General features: G+C 69.3%; 21 protein-coding genes. 11 read left to right on the top strand and 10 right to left on the bottom strand.

Annotation, left to right across the window (positions count from 1 at the left end; genetic code table 11):
• Positions 1–183: 183 nt before the first annotated feature.
• Both HUA75_RS37535 and HUA75_RS37530 read right to left on the bottom strand, forming a co-directional pair.
• Entirely contained in the window at positions 184–585 is a 402-nt protein-coding gene (locus tag HUA75_RS37535) for a hypothetical protein (protein ID WP_174489163.1), read from the bottom strand.
• 384 nt (positions 586–969) lie between these two features.
• On the bottom strand, positions 970–2,082 hold the full coding sequence (locus HUA75_RS37530; RefSeq protein WP_174489162.1) for a kelch repeat-containing protein: 1,113 nt from the start codon (positions 2,080–2,082) through the stop codon (positions 970–972).
• Positions 2,083–2,289: 207 nt separating this feature from the next.
• On the opposite strand from HUA75_RS37530, the gene HUA75_RS37525 reads away from it, so the two are divergent.
• Complete coding sequence (locus HUA75_RS37525; protein ID WP_174453733.1) at positions 2,290–3,198, top strand: LysR family transcriptional regulator; 909 nt, start codon at positions 2,290–2,292, stop codon at positions 3,196–3,198.
• Positions 3,199–3,827: 629 nt separating this feature from the next.
• Positions 3,828–4,283 (top strand): DoxX family protein, encoded by a 456-nt coding sequence (locus HUA75_RS37520; protein ID WP_174489161.1) that lies wholly within the window; start codon positions 3,828–3,830, stop codon positions 4,281–4,283.
• On the opposite strand, the gene HUA75_RS37515 is transcribed toward HUA75_RS37520, so the two are convergent.
• On the bottom strand, positions 4,250–5,590 hold the full coding sequence (locus tag HUA75_RS37515) for a nicotinate phosphoribosyltransferase (RefSeq protein ID WP_141642584.1): 1,341 nt from the start codon (positions 5,588–5,590) through the stop codon (positions 4,250–4,252). The genes HUA75_RS37520 and HUA75_RS37515 overlap by 34 nt on opposite strands.
• Positions 5,591–5,630: 40 nt before the next feature.
• Entirely contained in the window at positions 5,631–6,083 is a 453-nt protein-coding gene (locus HUA75_RS37510) for a co-chaperone YbbN (RefSeq protein WP_174477117.1), read from the bottom strand.
• A 256-nt stretch (positions 6,084–6,339) separates the two neighbouring features.
• On the opposite strand from HUA75_RS37510, the gene HUA75_RS37505 reads away from it, so the two are divergent.
• From HUA75_RS37505 to HUA75_RS37490, 4 genes are all read left to right on the top strand, one after another.
• Positions 6,340–7,353 (top strand): 2-hydroxyacid dehydrogenase, encoded by a 1,014-nt coding sequence (locus HUA75_RS37505; protein WP_141642586.1) that lies wholly within the window; start codon positions 6,340–6,342, stop codon positions 7,351–7,353.
• A gap of 104 nt (positions 7,354–7,457) precedes the next feature.
• Complete coding sequence (locus HUA75_RS37500; protein ID WP_174489160.1) at positions 7,458–8,747, top strand: universal stress protein; 1,290 nt, start codon at positions 7,458–7,460, stop codon at positions 8,745–8,747.
• A gap of 174 nt (positions 8,748–8,921) precedes the next feature.
• Positions 8,922–9,491: an imm11 family protein gene (locus HUA75_RS37495; protein ID WP_174489282.1), complete on the top strand. Its 570-nt coding sequence runs from the start codon at positions 8,922–8,924 to the stop codon at positions 9,489–9,491.
• A gap of 193 nt (positions 9,492–9,684) precedes the next feature.
• On the top strand, positions 9,685–10,269 hold the full coding sequence (locus tag HUA75_RS37490; RefSeq protein WP_174467907.1) for a superoxide dismutase: 585 nt from the start codon (positions 9,685–9,687) through the stop codon (positions 10,267–10,269).
• A 68-nt stretch (positions 10,270–10,337) separates the two neighbouring features.
• Here HUA75_RS37490 and HUA75_RS37485 read toward each other — a convergent pair whose 3' ends face one another.
• From HUA75_RS37485 to HUA75_RS37470, 4 genes are all read right to left on the bottom strand, one after another.
• Positions 10,338–10,994, bottom strand: a complete 657-nt coding sequence (locus tag HUA75_RS37485; RefSeq protein ID WP_141642591.1) for a hypothetical protein — start codon at positions 10,992–10,994, stop codon at positions 10,338–10,340.
• A gap of 129 nt (positions 10,995–11,123) precedes the next feature.
• Positions 11,124–12,179: an SMP-30/gluconolactonase/LRE family protein gene (locus HUA75_RS37480; protein WP_141642592.1), complete on the bottom strand. Its 1,056-nt coding sequence runs from the start codon at positions 12,177–12,179 to the stop codon at positions 11,124–11,126.
• A gap of 54 nt (positions 12,180–12,233) precedes the next feature.
• Positions 12,234–13,031 carry an alpha/beta hydrolase gene (locus HUA75_RS37475; protein ID WP_141642593.1) on the bottom strand — a complete coding sequence of 266 codons (798 nt, stop codon included), beginning with the start codon at positions 13,029–13,031 and terminating at the stop codon, positions 12,234–12,236.
• A 117-nt stretch (positions 13,032–13,148) separates the two neighbouring features.
• Positions 13,149–16,187: a sensor histidine kinase gene (locus HUA75_RS37470; RefSeq protein ID WP_174489159.1), complete on the bottom strand. Its 3,039-nt coding sequence runs from the start codon at positions 16,185–16,187 to the stop codon at positions 13,149–13,151.
• 461 nt (positions 16,188–16,648) lie between these two features.
• On the opposite strand from HUA75_RS37470, the gene HUA75_RS37465 reads away from it, so the two are divergent.
• Positions 16,649–17,248, top strand: a complete 600-nt coding sequence (locus tag HUA75_RS37465) for a hypothetical protein (RefSeq protein WP_174489158.1) — start codon at positions 16,649–16,651, stop codon at positions 17,246–17,248.
• Positions 17,249–17,314: 66 nt separating this feature from the next.
• Here the strand turns inward: HUA75_RS37465 and HUA75_RS37460 are convergent, their stop codons facing one another.
• Together HUA75_RS37460 and HUA75_RS37455 are read right to left on the bottom strand one after the other, a co-directional pair.
• The gene (locus HUA75_RS37460; protein WP_141642596.1) at positions 17,315–17,704 is read right to left on the bottom strand and encodes a hypothetical protein; all 390 of its coding nucleotides are present in this window, start codon (positions 17,702–17,704) and stop codon (positions 17,315–17,317) included.
• Between the two features lie 97 nt (positions 17,705–17,801).
• Positions 17,802–18,797, bottom strand: a complete 996-nt coding sequence (locus HUA75_RS37455) for a hypothetical protein (RefSeq protein WP_141642597.1) — start codon at positions 18,795–18,797, stop codon at positions 17,802–17,804.
• Between the two features lie 291 nt (positions 18,798–19,088).
• Here HUA75_RS37455 and HUA75_RS37450 point away from each other — a divergent pair, with 291 nt between their 5' ends.
• From HUA75_RS37450 to HUA75_RS37435, 4 genes are all read left to right on the top strand, one after another.
• Positions 19,089–19,973, top strand: a complete 885-nt coding sequence (locus HUA75_RS37450) for a LysR family transcriptional regulator (protein WP_174489157.1) — start codon at positions 19,089–19,091, stop codon at positions 19,971–19,973.
• 108 nt (positions 19,974–20,081) lie between these two features.
• Complete coding sequence (locus HUA75_RS37445) at positions 20,082–20,717, top strand: CHRD domain-containing protein (RefSeq protein ID WP_174489156.1); 636 nt, start codon at positions 20,082–20,084, stop codon at positions 20,715–20,717.
• A 33-nt stretch (positions 20,718–20,750) separates the two neighbouring features.
• Complete coding sequence (locus HUA75_RS37440; protein ID WP_217439505.1) at positions 20,751–21,224, top strand: DUF2809 domain-containing protein; 474 nt, start codon at positions 20,751–20,753, stop codon at positions 21,222–21,224.
• Positions 21,225–21,260: 36 nt separating this feature from the next.
• Entirely contained in the window at positions 21,261–22,862 is a 1,602-nt protein-coding gene (locus HUA75_RS37435; protein ID WP_141642600.1) for an LVIVD repeat-containing protein, read from the top strand.
• Positions 22,863–22,945 lie beyond the last annotated feature (83 nt).

Genomic DNA, 22,945 nt, shown 5'->3' with positions numbered 1-22,945 from the left:
GGGGCCCTGGTTTCAATTCGCTGGCCAATCACGAGGGGACACGGTCGACGTGTCTTCCCCTCTGTCACCCACGCCGCGAGCCAGGGACACACACGTCGCCCGTCACACGCCTTGTCCGCGAGACAGGACGGTCGGCCCGTGACGCGGACCGGTGGGCCTGGCGAACACAGTGGATGCCGGGGCCTACACTGTGTCGATGAAGTGGTAGGCGGAGCCGCGTCCAGGCAGCTCACGCACCACGAAGCCACGGCGTTCGAGCACGCGGCGCAGCTTGAGGTTGGGCCTGGCGCAATGCACCGCGTGGACAATCCACTCGACATGGGTCAGCCCGCGCGCGCTTGCCAACTGACGCGCCAGTCGCCACAGGGCGAGCAGAATCCCCTCGCCACCACGGTCGACCTGGGCGAGCTCCACCTCGAGTCGGTCCGGAAGGCGCCGGAAGCGGCCCAGCAACTCGCCGCTGCCCACCCGGAGGATCAACGCTTCGCCGGTGAACGCGAAGGCCTCAATCTCCTCCGCGGGCATCCGCAGCAGCTCGTCGGCGGAGTAGCCCTCGATGAGAAGAGTGGGGACGTTGGTCGCCATCGCCCGCCCTGCGTAGCACAGCCCACCCTGGCGCCGCCTGCCTCGACTCGGGAGGTGGGCGGGCCGGGAAGCGTGAGTCGCGCGCGATTCGGTGAACAGCCCCAGGCTCCGCCTGTCTCGGCTTGGGAGGCGGGCGGGCCGGGAAGCATGAGTCGCGCGCGATTCGGTGAACAGTCCCAGGCTCCGCCTGTCTCGACTTGGGAGGTGGGCGGGCCGGGAAGCGTGAGTCGCGCGCGATTCGGTGAACAGTCCCAGGCTCCGCCTGTCTCGGCTTGGGAGACAGGCGGGCCGGGAAGCATGAGTCGCGCGCGATTCGGTGAACAGCCCCAGGCTCCGCCTGTCTCGGCTTGGGAGACAGGCGGGCCTGAAAGCATGGACCGCGAGCTACTCGGTGAACAGCTCGCCGGACGAGTACAGCTCCGGCTCCTCCTGGCTGGAGCCTCCCACGACGAGCACCTTGCCGTTGGTCAACAGCGTGGCCGTATGTCCCTGCGTGGGCGTGTCATTGCCCACGACGGACAACTGCCATGTGGCCGGGTTGAACAGCTCCGTGGTGCCGCCAATCTGGTTGCGCGTCCCGCGCGCGACGAGCACCTTGCCCGACGGAAGCAGCGTCATCGAGTGGTTCCGCCGCCGCTCCTCGGTGGCGTACGAGACGTACTCCCACTCGTTGTCCTCCGGCCAGAACAGCCACGCGCCGCTCGCGTACTGCCCCGTCTCCTGTCCCGTGGCCAGCACCGCGCCCTGATTCAACAGGAGCGCCGCGTGCCCATAGAAAGCCGGCGGGTCCGACACGCGGCTCCATGCACCCGTGCTCACGTCGTACACCTCCGCCGCGCCAGTGACGCCGTCGTCATTGATGACCAGCACATCGCCCGAAGGCAGCAGCGTGGCGCTGACCTTCCCCGCGACGACCGACGTGGAGCCCGTCGCCGTCCACGTCCCCGTCGCCGGGTCGTACAGCTCCGCGCTCTTCAGCGCCGCCGGCCCGAAGCCGCCGAACACCAGCACCTTGCCCGACGCCAGCAGCACCGCCTGATGGGCCCTGCGCGCCGTGCCCAGGCTGCCCGTGGCGCTCCACGTGTTCGCGGTGGGGTTGTACAGCTCCGCGCTCGCCAACGTTCCCGCGCCCAGTCCGCCGACGACGAGCACCTGGCCCGACGCCAGCAACGTCGCCGTGTGGTGTGCTCGCGTCTGGCTCATCGCAGCCGCCGCGCTCCACGTGTTGGTGGCCGTGTCATACGTCTCGGTCGACGCCGACACAGTGCCCCAGCCATTGCCGCCCGTGACGAGCACCTTGCCCGACGGCAGTCGCGTCGCCGTGTGAAACGCGCGAATCTGACTCATCGACGCCGCTTGAGACCAGGGTGAAACCAATGCCGTGCGCGTCTCGGCGCGCGGCGCTTCCGCGAACGCCGTGGAGGCTCCGGCCACCGTCGCCAGTGCTCCACACAGTCCCAGGCTGAGCCACGTCTTCGCTGTGGTTACTCGTGTCATCCGTTCCTCGTGGTGATGGGGTGAGGTCCGCATTGTGACGAGAGGGGCCGACGCTCCGCCCGACCTTCCTCGTCAACATCGCGTGACGACGCGACTTAACAGCCACTGGATTGCACTGGAAATACAGTCTCTGGTCCCAGTCCTGGGACTGCGTGCTCCTGCTCTCCCCGCTGGTCCTACACGGGCCCCCATGGCAGCCTGCGGCGGGTGACGGAGCCTCTGTTTGATGACCTGCTGGGCCTCGCGTGCTTCGCGCGCGTGGTGGAGCACCGCTCGTTCACCCGGGCGGCGGCCGTGCTCGGTGTGTCGAAGTCCGTGGTGAGCGCGCGCGTCTCACGGCTGGAGTCCCGGGTGGGGCAGCGGTTGCTCATCCGCACCACCCGAAAGCTCTCCGTCACCGACGCGGGCCTGGGTGTGTACGCCCATTGCGCGCGACTGCTCCAGGAGGCGAGTGCCGCCACGCGCGGGGCCTCGGACGCGGGCCGAGGCACGCTGCGCATCAACGCGCCCATCAGCTTCGCGCAGATGTACCTCGCCGGCCCGCTGGCCCGTTTCCTCGCCGCGCATCCGGGCACGTCGGTGGAGGTCATGCTGAGCGACAGGCTCGTCGACCTCGTCGAGGACCGGGTGGATGTCGCCCTGCGAATCACGCGCTTGCGCGACTCCAGTCTCGTGGCGCGGAAGCTCGCCACCACCGCGCTGTGCGTCTGCGCTTCACCTGCCTACCTGAAGCGCCGGGGCACCCCCGAGCATCCCGAGGACCTGCTGCGCCACGACTGTCTGCGCTACCTGCACCTGCGCGCCGAGGACGAGTGGCGCTTCTACGGCCCCAAAGGACGCATCCCCGTGCCTGTCCCCGTGTCGGGCCCGCTGTCCGCCGCCAACGGGACGCTGCTGCGCGAGGCCGTGGCTCACGGTATCGGTCTCGCCGTGCTACCTCGCTTCATGGTGGACGAGGACCTGCGCTCCGGCCGGCTCGTCACCGTCCTGGACCGCTTCGCTCCCAGGCCCGTCGGCATCCACGCAGTCCACGCGGCGGGCCGCTCCCCGCCACCGCTCGTCAGGGCCCTGCTCGACGTGCTGGCCTCCGAGTTCCGCTCCGCTCGGTGGGAGTGAACTCGACCCGCGCGTGGACCTTGACGCGCTGGCCTCAGAGTTTCGCTCCTCCGCTGGGACTGAAGTCGAACCGCGCGCGAACCTCGACGCGCTGGCCTCCGAGTTCCGCTCCTCTCATTGGGACTGAAGTCGAACCCGCGCGCGAACCTCGACGCGCTGGCCTCCGAGTTCCGCTTCGCCCGCAGGGAGTGAGCGCGACCCGCGCGTGGACCTCGACGCGCTGGCCTCCGAGTTCCGTGCTGCCCGCTGGACTGAAGTCGACCCCGCGCGGATATCGACGCGCTGACTTCCGAGTTCTGCTCCTCCCGATGGGACTGAAGTCGACCCCGGCGCGGATACCGACGCGCTGGCCTCCGAGTTCCGCTCCTCTCGTTGGGACTGAACTCGACCAGCGCGTGGACCTCGACGCGCTGGCCTCCGAGCTCCGCTCCGCCCGCAGGGAGTGAGCGCGCCCCGCGCTTGGACCTCGACGCGCCGCCTCCTGGTTCCGCTCCGCTCGTTGAAGCTGAACTCCCCCCGCGCGGATTGTCCTGCCACCAGAACAATTCGTTCGCGAGGCTGACCTTCCGCCGCGCCCGCGAGGCGCGCATTTCATGCGGCGTACCTCCACCACTCCAGGAGCCGCCTTCATGCGTCGCAGCGATTCGCTTCCTTCCTCTTCCGAACTGGCCGCCACCGTGCTCCGTGTAGCACTGGGCGCCGTCTTCCTCGCGCACGCGGGAGCCAAGGCGTTCATCTTCACGCTCGACGGCACCGCCCGCTTCTTCGAGGCCCATGGCTTCCCTGGCTGGACGGCCGGGCCCGTGTTCGCGGCGGAGCTGCTCGGCGGCCTCGCGTTGCTCGCGGGGCTTCGCGTCCGATGGGTGGCGCTCGCGCTGCTCCCGGTGATGCTCGGCGCGCTCAAGTCTCACCTCTCCCAGGGTTGGATGTTCACCAACGAGGGCGGAGGCTGGGAGTACGTCGCGTTCCTCATCCTGTCACTCATCGCCCAGGCCCTGCTGGGCAATGGTGCGTTCGCGGTGGACGGCCTCCTGTCGCGCAAGAGCGCCGCTCAGGGCTCGGCCGCCCAGACCTCGACTTCGTGAGCCCGTGCCCTCGCAAGCCCGTCGCCGATGACGACGGAGTAGGGCGGTCTCGCGGGCTCCAGGGCGCGCACCTCGGCGGGGAGTCGGGCCAGCTCCCGCCGCGCGTGCTGGCGGACCTCCTCCAGCGACGGTGTGGCTCCGGGCAGGCGCTGCCCCGCTCGCATCACCGGACGCAGCAGGGGATGTCCACGCGCGACGTCTCCGCGCCGCACGAGCAGGTCCCTTCTCGCCACGCCGTCCTCCTCCTGGCGATACACCTGCTTCGCCCCAGGCAGCAGCACCTTGCCCGCGGACAGCTTCACGCGGCCCTTGCCCGCGTACTCCACCAGCTTGTAGGCCATGTCCAGTGAGGGCGCGTCCGCGGACACCCCCATCGCCGTGCCCACGCCGAACCCATCCAGCGGCGCACCCCGCGCGAGCAGGCCCGCCACCGCGTCCTCATCCAGCCCGCCACTTCCAATCAGTCGCACGCGCTCCAGACCCGCTTCGTCCAACAGCTCGCGCGCCGCCAGCGACAACGCCAGCAGGTCGCCCGAGTCCAGGCGCAACGCCCGCACGCGGAAGTCCTCGCCCAGCTCCCTCGCCAGTCGAATCGCGTGCTGCACGCCGCGCAGCGTGTCGTAGGTGTCCACCAACAGGGTCGCGTCGGGATAGACGCGGGTGAAGGCTCGGAAGGCCTCCAGTTCGTCCTCATGCGACTGCACGTAGCTGTGCGCCATCGTGCCCGACAGCGGAATCCCATACCGCTTCCCCGCGAGCACATTGGACGTGGAGTCCACGCCCGCCAGGTACGTCGCGCGAGCGACCTTCATCCCCGCATCCGTTCCGTGGATGCGCCGCAGCCCGAACTCCATCACCGGGCGTCCCGCCGCCGCCGTCACCACGCGCGACGCCTTGGAGGCCGCGAGCGTCTGGAGGTGCACCTGGTTGAGCAGGTACGTCTCCACCAACTGGGCCTCCGGCAGCGGCGCGCGCACCTCCAGCAACGGCTCCTGGCCGAAGACCGGAGTTCCTTCCGGCATCGCGTCCACGTCGCCACTGAAACGGAAGCGCTCCAGCCACCCGAGCAGCCGGTCCGAGAAGCGCCCCTGTGATGCCAACCACTCCAGGTCCTCCGCGCGGAAGCGCAGGTGCTCCAACGTGTCGAGCACGTCCTCCAGGCCCGCCGCCAGCAGGTAGTTGCGCCTCGCCGGAAGCCCACGCACGAAGAGGCTGAAGACCGCCTCGTCCCACTGGCCCTCGGCGAGATACGCCTCCGTCATCGTGAGCTGGTAGAGGTCCGTCAGCAGCGCGGCCTCGGGCTCCATGGCTGGTCTCCTCCTTCCGCGAGCGCGCTGTGCGCGGGACTCAGGCCGTGGCCCCCGTGCCCGGCGGGCCCACCGTGGCGCTCGACACCCACCGCTCCATCTCCGGCCTGGGCAACACGCCACTGCGCCGCGCCACCTCGCGCCCACCGGAGAAGACGATGAAGGTCGGGATGCCTTGCACGCCGAGGGCGCTCGCGGGACGCGGGTGCTGCTCCGTGTTCAGCTTGAGCACCAGCCACTGTCCCGCCTTCGCGCGGCCCACCTCATCCAGGATGGGGCCCGCCACGCGACAGGGCGCGCACCACGGCGCCCACAGGTCCAGGAGGATGGGCACGGGAGAGCCGAGCACGGCGCGGTCCAGGCCCTCGCCATCCACCTCCTGCGGCGCGCCCGACAGGTCCAGCGCCTTGTGGCAGCGACCACACTCCGGTGCCCCGGAAGGACGGGGCTCTCGTACGCGATTGAACGCACCACAGGCTGCACATCGGAACATGACGCCTCCTCGGAGCCTCTCGTTCGAAAAGGTAGGCCGTGTCGGCTCCGGACGCGGCTCGCGCGACGTGCTTCTAACGGCGCACCCGCCTGGTCGCCAGCTCCTGGGGCATCCGTGGCTTTTGCGCTCACCCCAGGACGTGTGCAGCTTTTGCGCGGTCCCTCCGCCTCGCTCACCCGAGGGCGCGTGGTGTGAGCGTTGCAATGGCAACCGACCGGACGCGGCGGGCACACGGCCTGTCGGCGGGAGAGCAGGCATGCGGCTGGCCGTCTTCGACACCCATCGCTATGACCGGAGCGCGTTGGAGGACGCCAACGCGGAGTTCGGCCATTCGCTGACGTTCCTGGAGCCCCGGCTGACGCTGCAGACGGCGCGCCTGGCGGAGGGCTTCCATGCGGTGTGCTCGTTCGTCAACGACCGCCTGGATGCGCCCACGCTGGAGGTGCTGCGAGCGGGCGGCGTGCGCCTCGTGGCCACGCGCTCCGCGGGCTACAACCACATCGACCTGGAGGCCGCGCGGCGGCTGGACGTGCGGGTGACTCGCGTGCCGGAGTACTCGCCGCACGCGGTGGCCGAACATGCCGTGACGCTGGTGCTCTCCCTCAACCGCCACATCCCCCGGGCCTTCGCGCGCGTGCGCGACTGGAACTTCTCGCTGGATGGGCTGGTGGGCTTCGACCTCGCGGGCAAGACGGTGGGCGTGGTGGGCACGGGCCGTATCGGCCGCGTGGCCGCGCGCATCTTCCGGGGCTTCGGCTGCGACATCGTCTGTTTCGACGCCGCGCCCGATGAGGAGTTCGCCCGGGACGTGGGCGCGCGCTACGTGTCGCTGGAGGAGCTGTACTCGGCCTCCGATGTCATCTCGCTCCACGTGCCGCTCACGCCGGGCACGCGGCACATGGTCGACGCGAAGGCGCTGACGCGGATGAAGCGCGGCGTGGTGCTCGTCAACACGGGCCGGGGCGCGCTCATCGACAGCCGAGCGCTCATCGACGCGCTCAAGTCCGGCCACATCGGCGCGGCGGGCCTGGACGTGTACGAGGAGGAGGAAGGCATCTTCTTCCAGGACCTCTCCGGCCAGGTGCTCCAGGACGACGTGCTGGCGCGCCTGCTCACCTTTCCCAATGTCCTCGTGACGTCGCACCAGGCCTTCCTCACGCGGGAGGCGCTGGTGAGCATTGCCCGCACCACGCTTTCGAGCGTCCGGGCCTTCGAGCATGGCGAGCCCCTGGTGCACGAGGTGCGCGTCGAGCAGGTGCGGCCCGCCTGAGGATGAAGGCGGAGCGCATGAGCAGGGCGGATGGGCATGACGCCCGTCCGACAGGGCTCCCAAGGGAGCCGCCGAGCCGTGTCCGACTCGGGGAGGAACCACGCATGTCCATCGTCTGCGCCACCAACTTCTCCGACGCCGCGCGCCGCGCCAGTGACCTCGCCGCCGAGCTGGCTCGGAAGGCGGACGTGCCGTTGTACCTGGTGCACGTGCTCAATCCCAACTCCGCGCGTGCCTTCGGCAAGGCGCTGCTCCAGGCGGCCGAGGCCGCGCTGGGAGATGAGGTCCGCCGACTGACGAAGTCAGGCGCCCGGGTGGAGCAGGAGCTGCGCACCGGCGAGGCGTCGGCGGAGGTGGCGGAGGTGGCTCGCCAGCGCGCGGCCACGCTGGTGGTGACGGCGCCCCCGACGCAGGAAGCGCCGTTCCTGGGCGTCGGCGGGACGGTGGACCGGCTGGCGCAGTCGCTGGAGGTGCCGCTGCTGGCGGTCCGCGACGCGGAGGTGATGGAGGCGTGGGTCCAGGGCAAGCGCGCCCTGCGCGTGGTGCTCGGCGTGGACCGCTCGATTCCCTTCGAGGCCGCGCGGGAGTGGGTGCGCGGGCTGCGTGCGTGGGGACCGGTGGAGGTGGTGGGCGCGCGCGTGGTGTGGCCGGATGAGGAGTACCGGCGCCTGGGGTTGTCGCGCCCGCTGGAGCTCGCGGAGATGACGCCGGAGCTGCGCGCGGTGCTGGACAGGGAGACCGAGGCGTTGATGGCGCCGCTGGCCTCGGGAGGCGCGCCGCCGCGCACCGTGCTGGAGCCCTCGCTGGGGCGCATCGCCGACCACCTGGTGGAGCTGGCCGAGCGGGAGCGCGCGGACCTGCTGGTGGTGGGGACCCATCACCGGCGTGCGCTCGGGAAGATGTGGAGCGTGTCGCATCACGCGCTTCGGCTGGCGCGAATCTCCGTGGCGTGTGTGTCCTCGCGCGCGGTGCCGACGGGCGTGGACGCGCCGCTGCCCTCGTTCCGCGACGTGTTGGTGGCCACCGACTTCTCGGAGACGGGCAACCGCGCGGTGGCGCACGCCTTCGGCCTGGTGGCTCCGGGTGGCACGGTGCATCTGCTCCACGTCGCGGAGGCGGGACAGTCGGTGGAGACCGAGCGGCGGCGACTGGAGGCGCTGGTGCCTCGCGAGGCCGAGGCCACGGGCCGTCACGCGCGGGTGGAGGTCGTCACCGGGAGCAAGGACGTGGTGACGGCGCTGGCCCAGGCGGCGGAGCGGCTCTGCGTGGACGCGCTCGTGCTCGGGACGCATGGGCGCACGGGGCTGAAGCGCGCGGTGCTCGGCTCGGTGACGCAGGCCGTCCTCGCTCGCACCGAGCGGCCCGTGCTGCTGGTGCGTCCACCCACGGTGTGAGGGGCCGCGCGTGTGACAGCCTCAAACACATGTCACGATAGCGGCGCTGGAGGGCATGAAGGGCCCCGGTGTCATCACGAGCGCTTCACAGACGCGCCCGAGGAACCCAGACTCCGGCGACGCAGCTCCAGAAGCTTCTGACTCAAGGCGAATGAGGTCGTAGGGATGTCCACGATGCCGACTCGATACTTCAGGCTCAACGAAGCCGTGCAGGCCGGTCATTGGTCCCTGGGAGCCCTGCTGGACGGACAGGGCCAGGAACTGGAGGACACGACGGAGTTCACCTCGGGCCGGCCCGTCAGTGCCCCTGCCACCCTGAAGCTTCGTGTTCGAGAGCAGGGGCGTCGGCGCGACTTCAACGTGGTGGGCGCCGGCAGGACTCCCGTGGTCCACCTCAGGATGTCGAGTCTCTTCGCGGAGTATGCCCCCCAGGAAGTTCAGCTGCTGCCCGTGAACGTCAAGGGCGGCTCAGGTGAGTACCATGTCCTCGTGGCCACGAGGCTCATCCGGTGCATCGATGACAAGGCCTCGAAGGAGATACAGGTCTGGAAACCAGAGGACGCGCGACCGGACAAGGCTGACCATTACCGCGGCGTCATCGGGATGCGGATTGACCCGATGAAGGTCGGAGGCTTCCAGGTGTTTCGCACCTGGGGTTGGTCCGAGGCGCTCATCGTCTCGGAGCACATCAAGTTGGTCCTGGAGCGCGCCAGGGTGACGGGAGCGGACTTCGAGGAAGTCTAAGGTGTCCAGTTCCGTAATGTGCCCGGGTCACCTGAAACATCGCCGCCCCGGGTGCCCGCGCGGAGTGTTGACCCGTCGGTATCCCGGGCGTCCAGTGCTTTGGCGGGCCGCCAATGCATTGGAGTCGTGCCCCTTTCGCGGGTAGGAGGGTGATAGTTCTCCGCATCCCTTTACCCTGGAAAGGACCCGACTCATGGCCTTCACGCTGCCTGAACTTCCGTACCGCAAGGACGCGCTCGCCCCTCACATCAGCGAGGAGACGCTGGAGTACCACTACGGCAAGCACCACCAGGCGTACGTGACGAACCTGAACAAGCTGCTCGCCGGCAAGCCCGAGGAGAGCAAGTCCCTGGAGGAGGTCATCCTCTCCAGCGATGGCGGCGTGTTCAACAACGCGGCCCAGGTCTGGAACCACACGTTCTACTGGCACTGCATGAAGCCGAGCGGTGGAGGCCTGCCGACGGGTGACCTCGCCGCGGCCATCACCCGCGACTTCGGCTCCTTCGAGAAGTTCAAGGAGGAGTTCTCCCAGGCCGCCGCGACGCAGTTCGGCTCCGGCTGGGCGTGGCTGGTGCTGGACAAGGAAAAGCTCGCCATCACCAAGACGGGCAACGCGGACCTGCCGATGAAGCACGGCCAGAAGGCGCTGCTCACCATCGACGTGTGGGAGCACGCGTACTACATCGACTTCCGCAACCAGCGGCCCAAGTACATCGAGACCTTCCTCACGCACCTGGTCAACTGGGACTTCGTCGCCCAGAACCTCAAGGCGCGCTGATTCCACACCCAGCGCCGCTTCATCGAGCACCGTGAAGCGGCTCTGGATGCGTGTTGGGACGGGCGCCGTCAGAAGGCGATGCCCGTCTGGATTTGCGGTGAGAAGCTGAAGCCCCCGTCGCCCGGTGCTCCGGTGACGAAGAAGGGCAGGTCCAGCTCCACGAACCACTTCAGGTGCTCGGTGATGGGGAAGCCCTTGATGATGATGGGCACCACGCCCATGTTGAACGGCACGCCCGCGCCCACCTGCATGGCGAGCCGCAGGCCGCCCTTGAACTGCCCGAAGTCGTAGATGACGCCCGGGTCCAGCACGATGCTGGTGCTGACGCTCGCGGGCCTGCCGCCATCCTCGAACCGCCAGCGACTGTAGGCGATGAACTCGAAGTCGAGCGCCCAGCGCTCGTTCAGGTGCAGGGTGATGCCCGGCGCCAGACCCAGGTCGAAGAAGTCCCCGAAGATGACGGAGGTGTCCTCGTCGGTGACGCTCAGGAAGGGAATCACCGCGGCGACGTGCCCGCCCACGCGAGGCCCCATCATCGCCGCCGCACCCGAGCCACCGGTGCCAGCCGCCTCCCCCTTCTTCTTCTTGTCGTGCTTCTCCTTGTGGTGATGGCCCAGGGCCAGGTCGCCCGCGTCCGCCTCCGCGCTCCCAGGAGCGAACGCCGCGAGCGCCGCGAAGAGCCCACCCACTCCGACCTTCCCCTTCCAACTCAGCCCACCGCCCATGTCGCCGTTCTCCCCCGGGCGAAAGCCTCCGCCCCCTGTCCTGGCAGCCAGGAGGGTGGGGAGGCTCTCAAGTCAGGACAAGCCGGCTGGGACTCGGGGGTGATGGCTCGTTGGATTCTGACGCGCGGCTCAGGGCAGCTCGCAGTCGAGGAAGTCCTTCTCGAACACGGGGCCCAGGAGCATCCGCTTGCCGAAGACAGCGGCGGTGGCCGTTCCGGACGTCTGGGTTCCATTGTCCAGGAACACCTCCGAGGCCTTCAGGTCCGCGCCCTTGCCCGTCAGGCGCAGCACCTGCGCGGGTGACCGGGTCTTTCCCGTCGGGTCGCCCGCATGGGAGGCGAAGTCGAGCAGCTTGGGATGGGAGGCAATCCAGAGGTTGCCCTCGGCATCCAGCTCGATGTTGTCCGGGCCGGAGTCCAGGTCGAGCGTCTTGAGCAGCGTCAGCGCGCCCGTCTTCGGGTCGCGCGCGTAGCTGCTCAGCGAGCGGCCCACGGACTGCGCCACGTACACCGTGCTCCCGTCCAGGGAGCGGTTGATGCCGTTGGCGTACTTCGTGCCCTGGATGACCTCCTGGAAGCGCTGGCCGTCGAAGTAGAGGACGTTGCCCTGGGCGAGCTGGAGGTAGTCCTCCACCCGCTGCTTCATGCCCGGCGGGTTGCCGTGGTCGTTCGTCACGTAGAAGCGCTGGGCGTCCATGGCGACCACGTCGTTGGGCGACACGAGCAGCGCGTCGCGAAACGTGGCCCGGTGGACCAGCAGGCCGTCCTCGCCGACCTCGAAGCGCTCGATGCGGTTGCCTTCGGCCTGGGTGTGGTTCACCACGAACAGCGTCTGCGCGCCGGACGGGTCCACGTGCAGGCTGATGCCGTGCGGATGGAAGTCGGGGGAGAAGCCGCCCGTCAGCAGCACCGGGGGCGCGGTGCCCGAAAGCTCGTAGCGGTAGATGCCGCCCGTCACGGGGCTTCCCGCCATCGTCGCGCGCCGGTCGTCCGAGGAGACGTAGGCGTAGCCCAGGCTCGGATGGAACGTGATGTCCTCCGCGCCCGGCATGCCCGACACGGGCTTGCACTTTCCGGGGGCGTGGGGAGAGAGGCTCTTGAACTGCCCGGCGTCCGAGAACGTCTTGAGGACGAGTCCGCCAACCGCCACGAACAGCACACCCGCGATGATGAGGAGCTTCTTCATGGTGCCTCGCCGGGAAGAAATAGACGCGGCGAGGCTAGCAGGGCGCGTGTGGCGTCACACCGTGGGATTCAGGGCCCAGGAGAGCGCGTGGTCGGCGACCTCCTCCCAGCCCTCCTGGCCGCAGATGTAGTGCGAGCGGCCGGGGAACTCCTTGTAGGCCACGACTCCGCTGTTGTAGTGCCGCGCGTTCGACTTGTTGAGCGACGCCGGCATGATGTTGTCCTCGCTCCCCGCGATGAACAGCAGCGGCGCGCGGTCCTCCTTGTCGAAGTCCACCTTCGTCGCCGCATGCGGGTTGAAGTTGGCCAGCGCTCCGTCGAACAGGAAGCGGCCCGGCGCGGGGACGTGGTAGCGCTCGTAGACGGCCTGGGACTGCGCCTCCGTGAGCGTGTTGGTGAAGGCGTAGCGGAACTGCTCGTGGGTGAAGGGCACCGCGCGGTGACGGTTGGCGGGATTGGCGAGGATGGGGAAGGTGGCCCTGAGCGTGGTGAACGGCAGCCGCAGCACGCCCTTCACCTGCACGGAGTCGATGGCCACGCCCGCGGCCCCGAGCCCCCGGTCCAACAGGATTTGCACCATGGCGCCACCGAACGAGTGGCCGATGAGGATGGGCGGACGCGGAAGCCCCCGGATGACCGTCTCCAGGTGGTGGGCCGTCTCTTCAATCGTGAGCTTCTCGATGGGGGACGGGTCCTCGCGCAGCGCCTCGACCTCCACTTCCAGGCCTGGATAGGCGGGCGCGAGCACCTTGTAGCCCCGCGCCTTGTAGCGCTCCACCCAGTGCTCCCAGCTCCGGGGCGTCATCCAGAGGCCGTGAATCAAGACAATCGTATCGGGGGACGTCGTGCTCATCGCGCTCTCGAGTCAGGAGGAGGGAAGCTCGCTTCCACTGTGCTCCCGCGCCACCTCGCGCACCTCCCCTGATGGAGGGAGGCCGCGCTCACCGGGCCTTCGCGACGAGGCAGGTCCTCAGCGCAGGCCGCCCACGAGCCGCCGCAGCCGCTGCCAGGTGCCTTTCGGGAAGTCCTGATACGCCGTCGCCGCGGGGACGCGCAGCTCGACCTCCGTCCCCGCGTTCTCCCGGCCCCAGATGTCCAACCGCGCGCCCAGCTTCACGGCCCGCTCGCGCATGCCCGACAGGCCCCAGTGTCCGGGCTTGCCGCCCGCCTGGAGGAAGGCCTCCTCGACTCCGCGCCCGTCGTCGCGCACGCGCAGGCGCAGCTGGGCGAAGTCATACGTCAACACCACCTCGATGCGCCGGGCGCCGGCGTGCTGGAACGCGTTCGCCAGGGCTTCGCGACCGATGCGGAAGACCTCGTCACGCACCACGGGGTCCAACGCGACGGGCGTGCCTTCCACCACCACGTGGAGCGCGGAGCGCCGCTCGTGCCCCCATTCCTCTCCCAACTGGGTGAAGGCCGTGGACAGCTCCCCTGCGTCCACCGTCGTGGCGCGCAGGTCCATCACCCTGTCGCGCCCCTCGACGAGCACCTGGTCGGCGCGCTCCAGGGACTTCTCCATGGCCACGCGAGCCGGGTGTCCCGTGGGCACCATCTCCGCCGCCGCCTGGAAGCGCAGCACCAGCCCGTGGATGCCCTGCAGCAGCGTGTCGTGCAGCTCGCGCGCGATGCGCTCCCGTTCCAGATGGCGCTCCTCCAGCAGTCGTCGCAGGCGGGCCCGCACCTGCCGGAGCCGCAGCAGGTACAAGAGCCACAGCCCCACCGCGACGGCGGCGCCACACACCGCGCGGAACCACCACGTCTGGAAGAAGGCGGGCGGGAGGACGAACTCGAGCGTCGCCCCCGTCTCGTTCCAGACGCCGTCGTTGTTCGTGGCGAGCACCTGGAAGCGGTAGCGCCCCGGGGACAGGTGCGAATAGTACGCCTCGCGCCGGCCGCCCACGTCCTGCCACGCCGTGTCCACGCCTTCCAGCCGGTAGCGGAACCGCACGCGCTCGGGGATGGAGAGGCTCAGCGCCGTGTAGTCGATTTCGATGTTCGTCGCCTGCTCATGCAGGCTGAGCGCGCCAGGGCCCGGGGTGAGCCACTGTCCGTCCACGCGCACCGCATGGATGGCCACGGGCGGCGGCAACGGATTGCGGAAGATGCGCGTCGGGTCTATCCACACCACGCCGTTGCTGGTGGCGAACCACAGCCGTCCATCCGTTCCGCGCACCGCCGTGGGCAGCGGGCGCAGCAGGGTGGGCCGCGCCGGAAGGCCGTCCAGGAAGTCGAAGCGCTCGCACCGCGCCGCACGGCCGGGCTCGGCGACGACGCGCGCCAGTTCGTCCGCGCGCAGGTGCAGGATGCCGGGAATCGCGTGGACCCACAGGCCTCCGTCTGGCAGCTCGACGATGGCGGAGACGCCGCGCAGGGGCTCCTCGTCCTCCACGTCGAGCGTGTGGAAGCGCTGCCCGTCGAAGTGCGCCAGGCCGAACTGCCCACCCACCCACAGCCGCTGGCCCGCGCTCAGCGAGGTGACGATGCCCAGCTCCAGGCCGTCCGCGCGGCCAAAGCGACGCACGTCCGTCCCCTCGACGCGGAGGAGTTCCTGCGTCTGCCCCAGCCAGACACGGCCCTGGGGGTCGGTGGCCGCGGCCATGATGCGCTCCCGGGCCCTCAGCTCCGTGCGCGCCTCCAGCGACGTCCAGGTCCCATCCCGCAGCTGGTACAGGCCCCCTCCGACGAGCGCGGCCCAGAGCGTGCCTTGCGCGTCCTTCGTCATCGCGTGGATGTACGCGGGAGGAGGTGCCGGGAGGTCCGCGACGCGCAGGGGTTTGTCGTCCTGGATGCGCCAGAGGCCGTTCTCCGCGGCCAGCCACACCTGGTCATCCCGGTCCCTGAGGGCGGAGAGGATGGGGGCGCCGACGTCGAAGGTGTCCACTGTCCTGTCGCGCAGCCGCATCAGCGGCCGGTTGGTGGTGCCCGCCCAGAGGGCGCCGTCGTTTCCCGCCGCGATGGCGAAGTCATGCGAGCCGCGAGGGAACTCGGCCAGCACCAGGGTGCTGTGACGGAAGCGGTCCAGCCCGCCGCTGGTGCCCACCCAGAGGTTGCCCTCCCGGTCCTCGATGATGGGCCAGGTGTAGTCGGAGCTGAGGCCGTCCCTCTCGGTGAAGGGCTCGCCGGCCTCGTCGAGCCGGGTGATGCGTCGCTCACCCCACTGCTCGGGATGCGCGATGCGGCGCACGCCGTCACCGAGCGACGTGGCCCACAGGCTCCCCTCGCGGTCGAACAGCACGCCCGCGGACTGGACCTCCAGCCTCCCCGCGCCAGGGTAGGGCTTGCCGCCCGGCAGTCCGATGGGGCGCACCGCGCCGGTGGGCTCGGCGACCCAGAGCGTGCCGTCGGGTGCCTGGGACATCAGGCTCACCCACTTCACGGTGATGCCCGTGTCGCGGAACGCGCGGCCGTGTTTCTCCAGGTGGTAGACCTTGTCGGCGAGCGCGAGCCAGAGCGCGCCGTCCCGGTCGACGAACATCGCGCGGCCCCGTTGCTCCGCCGCGGGCAGGCCCCAGGGCTCGGCGATGCGCTCCCACTGACTCCCGTTCAGGCGGTACACGCCGCGAAGGCTGGTGGAGGCCCAGAGCGCTCCCCGTGCATCGGTGGCGAACGACGTCACCTGGGACAAGGGCAGGCCCTGGGCTTCGCCATGCCGGGTGACCTGGCCGTCCTTCAGGCGCGCCACGGTGCCATGGATGAAGCCAATCCACAGCGCGCCGTCGGGGGCGACATAGAGCGTCTGGATGCTGCTGAAGGGCTGGCCATCGGGCGGCTCGAAGCGCCGGAAGTGGACGCCGTCGAAGCTGTACAGCGCCGCCGCGGAGGCCATCCACAGGAAGCCGTCCGGCGTCTGCGCCAGGGCGGAGACCTGTCCCGGCGCGCCGTCCTTCACCGTCCAGCGCGAGTGGTAGAACTGCCCGATGCGGCGCTCGCGCCCGTTCACCTGCGCGACGGCGACCGTGCCAAGCAAGAGCACGAGCAGGGCCAGCATGCCCCCGGCGGCGCGCATCCCCGTGCTCCCGCGATGTGTGGACAGCCCTGGCATCGTCGCGCGCATCGCTACTTCGGCGGGGTGGACGTCTTCAAGCGCCCGCGCCCGTTCGACGAAGTTCTTCCAGCAGGAGCGGGGGCCATGGCGATTCCCGACAGGGGAGTGCCGGGATGCTAGCACCCGCGCACCAGCGGCGAGCAGCGCCGCCGGGTATGGCCCGGCCGCTCCCGGGGAGGGTTCAGGGGGCCCGCGTCTCGCCCCCCGTCACGGTGTCTCCCGTCCGCGAGATTGCCAACCCGGTACCGGTGCCGCCACCGAACATCGAATTGAAGCGTCCCACGGGCGCGAATCTGTCCGGTGAAAACGCCAATTAAATACTTTAGTAATAATGTTGCAAATACGGATGAAGGATGGGCGGCTTGCCATGCGCGGGCGGGGGCTGTTAGGCAGACGCCTCCTGTGCTCGTGGGGGTCGTCGCATGTCAGCCTGTTCCGTATCCGGGTTCCGTATCGTGGTTGCCCTCGCGGCGCTGCTGTTCGTCAGTGGTTGCACCGTGTATGTCAAACGCGGAGCCCCTCGTCCCAACATCGACCTCGCGGAGCAGCAGGCGACCCTGGGGCTGGTGCTGGAGTCGGCGGTGCGGGACCACTTCGTCGTCTCCAATGAGGCGGCTAGCAAGCTGGACGTGGACCAGTGGCGCGGCACGCTCGAGGATGGCTTTCGCGTCGGGTTCGGCTCGGCCTTCCGGCTGGATGCCACGCCGGCGGACTTGAAGCTCCAGGTGCTCGAGGCGGAGCTGAGTTTCGCCGTCACGGACGCCAGCGTGGCGGCCGTCCAGGCGCAGATTCGTTACAAGGCGCGGCTGGTGGACGCCCAGGGCCAGGTGCTCAAGCGTTCGAGCGGGACGGTGATGTCCAAGCGCTCGGCGGGGTTACACCGCGCGGCCACGGTCCTGGCGGCGAACGCGGTGGAGTCCCTGTACGAGCAGATCAGCGCCGACTTCTTCACCGAGCAGGACAAGGGCGGCAGCGACAAGAAGGCCAGCGACAGCGCTGCGGCCACGGACGCGGCGTACTGAGCCGCCATCCGACGCTGGAAGGCACCGCGCGGCTCGACGAGCGCCGCCGCCGCGCGGGCCTTCGGACTACAGCGTGAAGAGCGAGAGCACGAAGGTGTTCGTGCTCGGCACGTGGAGCACCGTCCCGTTCTGCAGCGGGGGCCGGTAGAAGGCGGAGGCGTCGTAGGCCCGGGCGCGCTCCAGGGACTTGCGCGTGGTGGCCGACAGCCAGCCCCCGTCGTTCAGCGTGGGCGGGGCGAGCTCCGTGGGCGTCAGCGTGGCCAGGAGCGCCTGGGCATCCGCCTCCGAGTACTCCAGCACGGCAATCACTTCCCAGTCGGTGGGGCCCATGCCCACCTTGCCCCGGATGGCCTTGCGCCATTGGACGGACACGGGGCGCCGGGGAAGGTTCACCACCTGCTCGAGTGAAGCGAGGTCGGTGCCCGTCTTGGCGGGTGAGGTCGCAACTTGGCTCATGGGGACGCTCGTGGGTGGGGAGTCCGAGTCCTTGCAGCCCGAGGCGGCACACGCCAGGACCAGGACTCCCCCGAGGATATGTCGGAACGTCGTGGGTTCAGCGGCCGGTCTCGATGGGAGTCGACGTGGCATTCTCGATGTCGCCCTGTCCCCAGGTCACCTTGCGCTGCACGGTGCCTGTCTGGGTGTACTGGTGCGCCAGTCCGGTCTGCTCGAAGCGCCCGTTGTCCGAGTCCGGGATGCCGGTGGCGATGTCCTTCTGATTGGGATTGAAGTTATACCGGTCCTCGGCGTGGACCGTCATGTCCATGGAGAACGAGGGCTTGTCACCCGGCTTGGCCGGCGGCGTGACGGTGACGGTGGCGCTGTTCCAGATGCTGTGCCCGCCAATGGCCTTCTGCCAGTTCTCCGACTGGGGATACGGGAACTTGCCGTCGTTGCCACCCACGCCGATGGGGCCGCCGGTGAGCTGGAACGTCACGGGCTTGCCAGCCAGGGAGGGGTCCTTGGCGACCATGGCCGCGTATTGGGCCTCGGCGGCCTTCTGGGTGTCCTGGGTGGCGCTCTTCAGGACCTGCTTGCCGGACTCATCCTGGGTGACGAAGCGCTCGTAGTTGAACGTCCGGTCCTTCCCGTTGCCGTGCAGGAAGTGGTCATAGGCGGCGGTGCCGTCCCGAAGGTCCGGCCGGAAGGTCTTCGCGGCCTCCAGCTTCAGCTCCCACTTCGCCTTGGCGGCGTAGTCGGAGAAGGACGGGTCCTTCGTGGCGATGGGCTTGGTGTCCTTCGGGTCCGCGGGGTTCTGCAGGAAGCCATTGTCGTGGTGGATGGGCGGGCGCGTGGCCGGACCCACCTGGTACTTCGCGGAGGTGGTGCCGTTGGTGGGCACCACCGGGTTGGTTCCGCCCGCGGGAGGCGAGCCGGCCAGAAGCTCCACGGGCTTGCTCTTGGCCGCGGCGTCCGCCGTCTCGAACTCGTCCTTGGGTGCGTTGACCTGGGCCTTCTTGTCCACGACGGGCTTCGGCGTGGGCTTCTCCTCGGGAGGCGGGAGGTAGACCTTCTTCGGGGTGCTTCCGGAGATGGGAGGAGTGCCCATGTGACGAGACCTCGACGGAGTCCATCCCGCGCGCGTGGCGTTGGCTTGTGAAGGCCCGGAATGGAAGGGGTGTGAGAACTGCGCTTGTCTGGGTTATCGGCCCACATCGGTTCCAGGTTGCGTGGCTTCAGCGGTATGTCGTGGATGTCATTGCGGGGCTGCCCCGGAGGGTGGTGGGAGTGTCCTCCAGGCATCACTCCCCGCCTTGCGGTCCTGGAGGGGCCCGAGGATGCTCGTCCCCGGGAGGCGTCATGGTGGGGGCCGGCGAGCCCGCACCGGCGGGGCGAGAGCATGGACCTGGAAGAGTTGCGTGCCTTTGTCGGTGTCGCGGAGACGGGTTCGTTCCTGGCCGCCGCGGACTCCCTCGCGGTGTCGCGGACGACCTTGCGGCGGCGCGTGGAGGCGCTGGAGGCTCGCGCCGGGGTGCCGCTGCTGAAGAGCACCCGGACGGGCATCGTCCTGACGGAGGCGGGGGAGATGCTCGCCCGTCGTGGCCGGCTGATGATGCAGGAGACGAGCGCGCTGGTGGCCTCGCTGCGCGAGGTGGGCCAGGCGCCCTCCGGCGTTCTGCGGGTGGTGTTGCCGGTGGGCTTGCCGCCGCACCTGCTCGCGCCCCTCTTCGCGCTGCTGCGGGCCACGTATCCGCTGCTGCGCGTGCATGCGAGCTTCAGTGATGATCCGCTGGCGGAGCCGCTCGACAACGTGGACCTGGCGGCGCACTTCGGAGAGGAGCTGCCCCGGGGGCCCTGGATGTCCCAGGTGGTGCTGCGGGTGCGCGAGGGGCTCCTGGCCAGCGAGGACTACCTGCGTCGGCGCGGTATCCCTGGCACGGTGGAGGAGTTGGAGGGCCATGAGCTGTTGTCCTGGCAGGCACCGGGCGACGACGCGTGCCTGTGGCCCCAGCTCCGAGGGCCTTCGTTCCAGGTGGAGCCCGCCCTCGTCTCGTCGGACATCCACTTCATCCGGGTGTGTTGTCTGGCCGGGCAGGGCATTGGCCTGATTCCCAGCGTGGCGTTCGCGGACCCGGGCGAAGGGGAGGGTGCGCTGGTGCCCGTGCTCGCGGACGTGGTGGGCCGCGAGCGGCCCCTGCGCCTCAGTGTCCCGGAGGCGCTCTCTGAGATTCCCAAAATCAAGCAGGTGCTCTCACACATCCGCCGCTTCCTCGAACCCCTGTGAGGTGAGGCTCGTGGGGCGAATCCGGCCATCGGGTGTCCATCTTCGGCCATCCCCGGCTTCGGACATCCACGCTACGGATGAGGGCGTCCTTTCGTGCCGGAGCCCGCCATGCGAACGCCACTGCTCTTCACCCTCGCCATCACCACGTTGCTGACGCTGTCCGCGCACGCGAAGGACCCGGCGCTCGGCGCGACGACCTTCACCGTCTACGAGGCCTTCCTCAGCCCCGCGCAGGAGCCCGGCGAGGAGTCCGAGACGCCGAAGCTCCTGGAGAAGAGCCTGGGGGCCACGGCGCCCTCGACGCCTCGCGAGGCTCGCAAGTCCCGGGGCCATGGCGTGCTGAAGTTCTCCAAGGACCTGACGCGCGCCTACGTCGAGTTCGAGATGAAGGGCGTCAACCCCGCCGACATCCTCATGTTCCACATCCACTGCGGTCCGCCCGGCGTGCTCGGGCCGGTGGTGGTGGACTTCGGGGAGCTGGGCAACCTGTCGAAGACGCTCGCGGAGGGACGCCTGACGGTGGAGCTCACCCACGCGAATGTCGTCTTCATCAAGGACATGAAGGGCATGAAGCCCGGGCTGCCGGAGAGCTGTCCCGCCGAGCTGGGCTTCCTGGCGCAGACGAAGACGCTGGCCAGCCTGGAGTCGCTCGCGCGCAAGGGCGTGCTCTACTTCAACCTGCACACCAAGGCGCATACCTACTACGGCGAGATGCGCGGGCAGCTCTATCCCGCCGAACCCTGAGGCGCGCGTCGCGGCTCGGGTAGTCTTGGGCGCGTGACGTCCGCTCCGAGCCCTTCGCCTGTCCCGTCCTCCCCGTCGCGCACCCGCCTGCTCTCGCTGGGGCTGGCGGTGCTGGTGATTCCGCTGGGGCTGGCGTCGCGTAGGAAGTCGCTGCCGTGGCCCTCTTTCTTCGCCACCTATGCGGGCGACACGCTGTGGGCGCTCCTGGTGTTCCTGCTGCTGCGCTTCCTCGCCCCACGCCGCGCCGCGCTCACCGTGGCCGCCGTCGCGCTCGCGTTCTCCTTCGGCATCGAGTTCAGCCAGGGCTATCACGCGCCCTGGCTGGATGCCGCGCGCCGCACGCTGCCGGGACGACTGGTGTTGGGGGCGGGGTTCCTCTGGAGCGACCTCGTCTGTTATTCGGTCGGCGTGCTGCTGGGCGTGGGGCTCGACGTGGCGCTGCTGACCCGCAGGGCGCCGGAGAAAGCCGCACCTTCCGTCGATATGGGCAGACCTTCATCGCGTTGATGTCAGGGCCGGGGCCGACATCATGGATGGAGAATCATGACGAATGTCGTGAGAGGTGCGCTCGTGGCCGCGCTGTGCCTGAGCGTCGGTGGGGGTTGTGCGCAGGAGGTCGTCCCCGTCGAGGGAGTGCCTGTCAATCTGGGCCCCTCGCAGGTCCTCGAGGACCACGGGGACTGGGCCCCGGAGCCCCTGGCCGTCTGTCCATTGCTGCCTCGCGACGGCGCCGCCGCCGAGTGCGGCACGCTGGAGTCCTTCGACCTGTCCGCGTGTGAGCGAGACTCGCTAACAAGGTTGGAGGCCAACGGCCACTTCACCGTGCATGGCATTGGCAACGACATCCGAGAGAACGCCAACAGCCAGTTCACCGGGTCGATGAACTTCCGGCCGGGGGGCGTGGTGAGCTACGGCGGATATCCCATGCGCGAAGCCCGGGTGGACGGGAACGCGTTCTTCCTCTCCAACCACGGCACGCTCCCGGACGGCAGGGCCTTCCGGTCCTCCTTCGTGGGCTGCAAGGCGCCGAACCCGAGCCGGGTGACGGGGTGCTACGCGGTCTGCCTCGCCGGCGTTCCCTCCTTCCAGGCCACCTTCGAGGCGGAGAAGGTCCGGTGGCGCGCGGGCGAGGCGGAGGCCTCGAAGCTCACCCTGGTGGGTGAGGGCGTGGTGAATCAGGGCATCGTCGCGGACGTCTTCGTCACCAAGGGGCACGCGTATGTCGTCTCGTTGGAGAGCGCCCTCGCGGGGCCCGGCGGGCTCTTCGTCTATGATTTGAGTGACCGCTCCGCGCCCCGGCTCGTGAGCACCATCACGTACCCGGGCGACAGCTACTGGAACGCCGTCTGGGCCAAGGACGATGCGCTCTACGTCGCCAGCGCGGCCCGGGGCCTGCTCGTCTTCGACATCGCCGAGCCGGCGAACCCGAAGCTGCTGCGCTCGCTGCCCGACGGTCGCCCCATCGATGCGCACACCATTCATGGCGACCTCAACCGGCTCTATGTCATGTCCGCATCGCCCACGCCGGAGACGCTCATCTTCGACGTGAAGAACGCGAGAGAGCCCGTGCTGCTCGGCCGCTACGCGGACCCGAGCGTGAACCCCCTGGTTGCTTCGTTCCCCCATGACGCCACGTCGTGGGGAGATCGCCTCTTCGTCAATCACTGGTCCGCGGGGTTGCTGGTGCTCGACGTGAGCGACCCGACGAACGTGGTGAAGCGGGGGGAGTATGTCTATCCGCGCGCCACCAGCCACACGAACCGCTGGCACTACGTGAACAACCGGCTCATCGTCTTCGAGGGCGGTGAGGACTGGGGCGCGCATGTCCGGGCGCTCGACATGACCGACCTGGACAAGCCCGTGCTCATTGGTGAGTACCGCCTCTCTCCGGGCGTCTCCATCCACAACATGGAGCTGAAGGGCAACCTGCTCTACCTCGCCCACTATCAGCACGGGGTGCGGGTGCTGGACGTGTCGCGTCCCTCGGAGATGCGGGAGGTCGCCTACTTCAATACCTGGCGGGGGACTGACCGGGCTCGCGGCACCCTGTTCTATGACGGCGCCATCGGCATGCGCATCCCGGGCGATGGCCATGTCTATGTCATCGACACCTCGCGCGGCCTGCTCATCTTCGACGAGCTGTAGCCGGTAGGCGGAAGTCCTTCACTGGAGGCTGGCGACGGCGGGCCTCCGGTGTTGAACGAATGGACCGGGCGCGGGTACCAGAC

The sequence above is a fragment of the Myxococcus sp. CA040A genome, assembly GCF_013336725.1.
GTDB lineage: Bacteria > Myxococcota > Myxococcia > Myxococcales > Myxococcaceae > Myxococcus > Myxococcus llanfairpwllgwyngyllgogerychwyrndrobwllllantysiliogogogochensis.
This window is presented reverse-complemented; position numbering and strand designations above follow the sequence as displayed.

Excerpts from the sequence above, each read along its gene's own strand:
- HUA75_RS37535 (WP_174489163.1), bottom strand. The coding sequence starts at position 585 with ATGGCGACCAACGTCCCCACTCTTCTCATCGAGGGCTACTCCGCCGAC.
- HUA75_RS37530 (WP_174489162.1), bottom strand. The coding sequence starts at position 2,082 with ATGACACGAGTAACCACAGCGAAGACGTGGCTCAGCCTGGGACTGTGT.
- HUA75_RS37520 (WP_174489161.1), top strand. The coding sequence starts at position 3,828 with ATGCGTCGCAGCGATTCGCTTCCTTCCTCTTCCGAACTGGCCGCCACC.
- HUA75_RS37515 (WP_141642584.1), bottom strand. The coding sequence starts at position 5,590 with ATGGAGCCCGAGGCCGCGCTGCTGACGGACCTCTACCAGCTCACGATG.
- HUA75_RS37510 (WP_174477117.1), bottom strand. The coding sequence starts at position 6,083 with ATGTTCCGATGTGCAGCCTGTGGTGCGTTCAATCGCGTACGAGAGCCC.
- HUA75_RS37505 (WP_141642586.1), top strand. The coding sequence starts at position 6,340 with ATGCGGCTGGCCGTCTTCGACACCCATCGCTATGACCGGAGCGCGTTG.
- HUA75_RS37500 (WP_174489160.1), top strand. The coding sequence starts at position 7,458 with ATGTCCATCGTCTGCGCCACCAACTTCTCCGACGCCGCGCGCCGCGCC.
- HUA75_RS37495 (WP_174489282.1), top strand. The coding sequence starts at position 8,922 with ATGCCGACTCGATACTTCAGGCTCAACGAAGCCGTGCAGGCCGGTCAT.
- HUA75_RS37490 (WP_174467907.1), top strand. The coding sequence starts at position 9,685 with ATGGCCTTCACGCTGCCTGAACTTCCGTACCGCAAGGACGCGCTCGCC.
- HUA75_RS37485 (WP_141642591.1), bottom strand. The coding sequence starts at position 10,994 with ATGGGCGGTGGGCTGAGTTGGAAGGGGAAGGTCGGAGTGGGTGGGCTC.
- HUA75_RS37480 (WP_141642592.1), bottom strand. The coding sequence starts at position 12,179 with ATGAAGAAGCTCCTCATCATCGCGGGTGTGCTGTTCGTGGCGGTTGGC.
- HUA75_RS37475 (WP_141642593.1), bottom strand. The coding sequence starts at position 13,031 with ATGAGCACGACGTCCCCCGATACGATTGTCTTGATTCACGGCCTCTGG.
- HUA75_RS37470 (WP_174489159.1), bottom strand. The coding sequence starts at position 16,187 with ATGCGCGCCGCCGGGGGCATGCTGGCCCTGCTCGTGCTCTTGCTTGGC.
- HUA75_RS37465 (WP_174489158.1), top strand. The coding sequence starts at position 16,649 with ATGTCAGCCTGTTCCGTATCCGGGTTCCGTATCGTGGTTGCCCTCGCG.
- HUA75_RS37460 (WP_141642596.1), bottom strand. The coding sequence starts at position 17,704 with ATGAGCCAAGTTGCGACCTCACCCGCCAAGACGGGCACCGACCTCGCT.
- HUA75_RS37455 (WP_141642597.1), bottom strand. The coding sequence starts at position 18,797 with ATGGGCACTCCTCCCATCTCCGGAAGCACCCCGAAGAAGGTCTACCTC.
- HUA75_RS37450 (WP_174489157.1), top strand. The coding sequence starts at position 19,089 with ATGGACCTGGAAGAGTTGCGTGCCTTTGTCGGTGTCGCGGAGACGGGT.
- HUA75_RS37445 (WP_174489156.1), top strand. The coding sequence starts at position 20,082 with ATGCGAACGCCACTGCTCTTCACCCTCGCCATCACCACGTTGCTGACG.
- HUA75_RS37435 (WP_141642600.1), top strand. The coding sequence starts at position 21,261 with ATGACGAATGTCGTGAGAGGTGCGCTCGTGGCCGCGCTGTGCCTGAGC.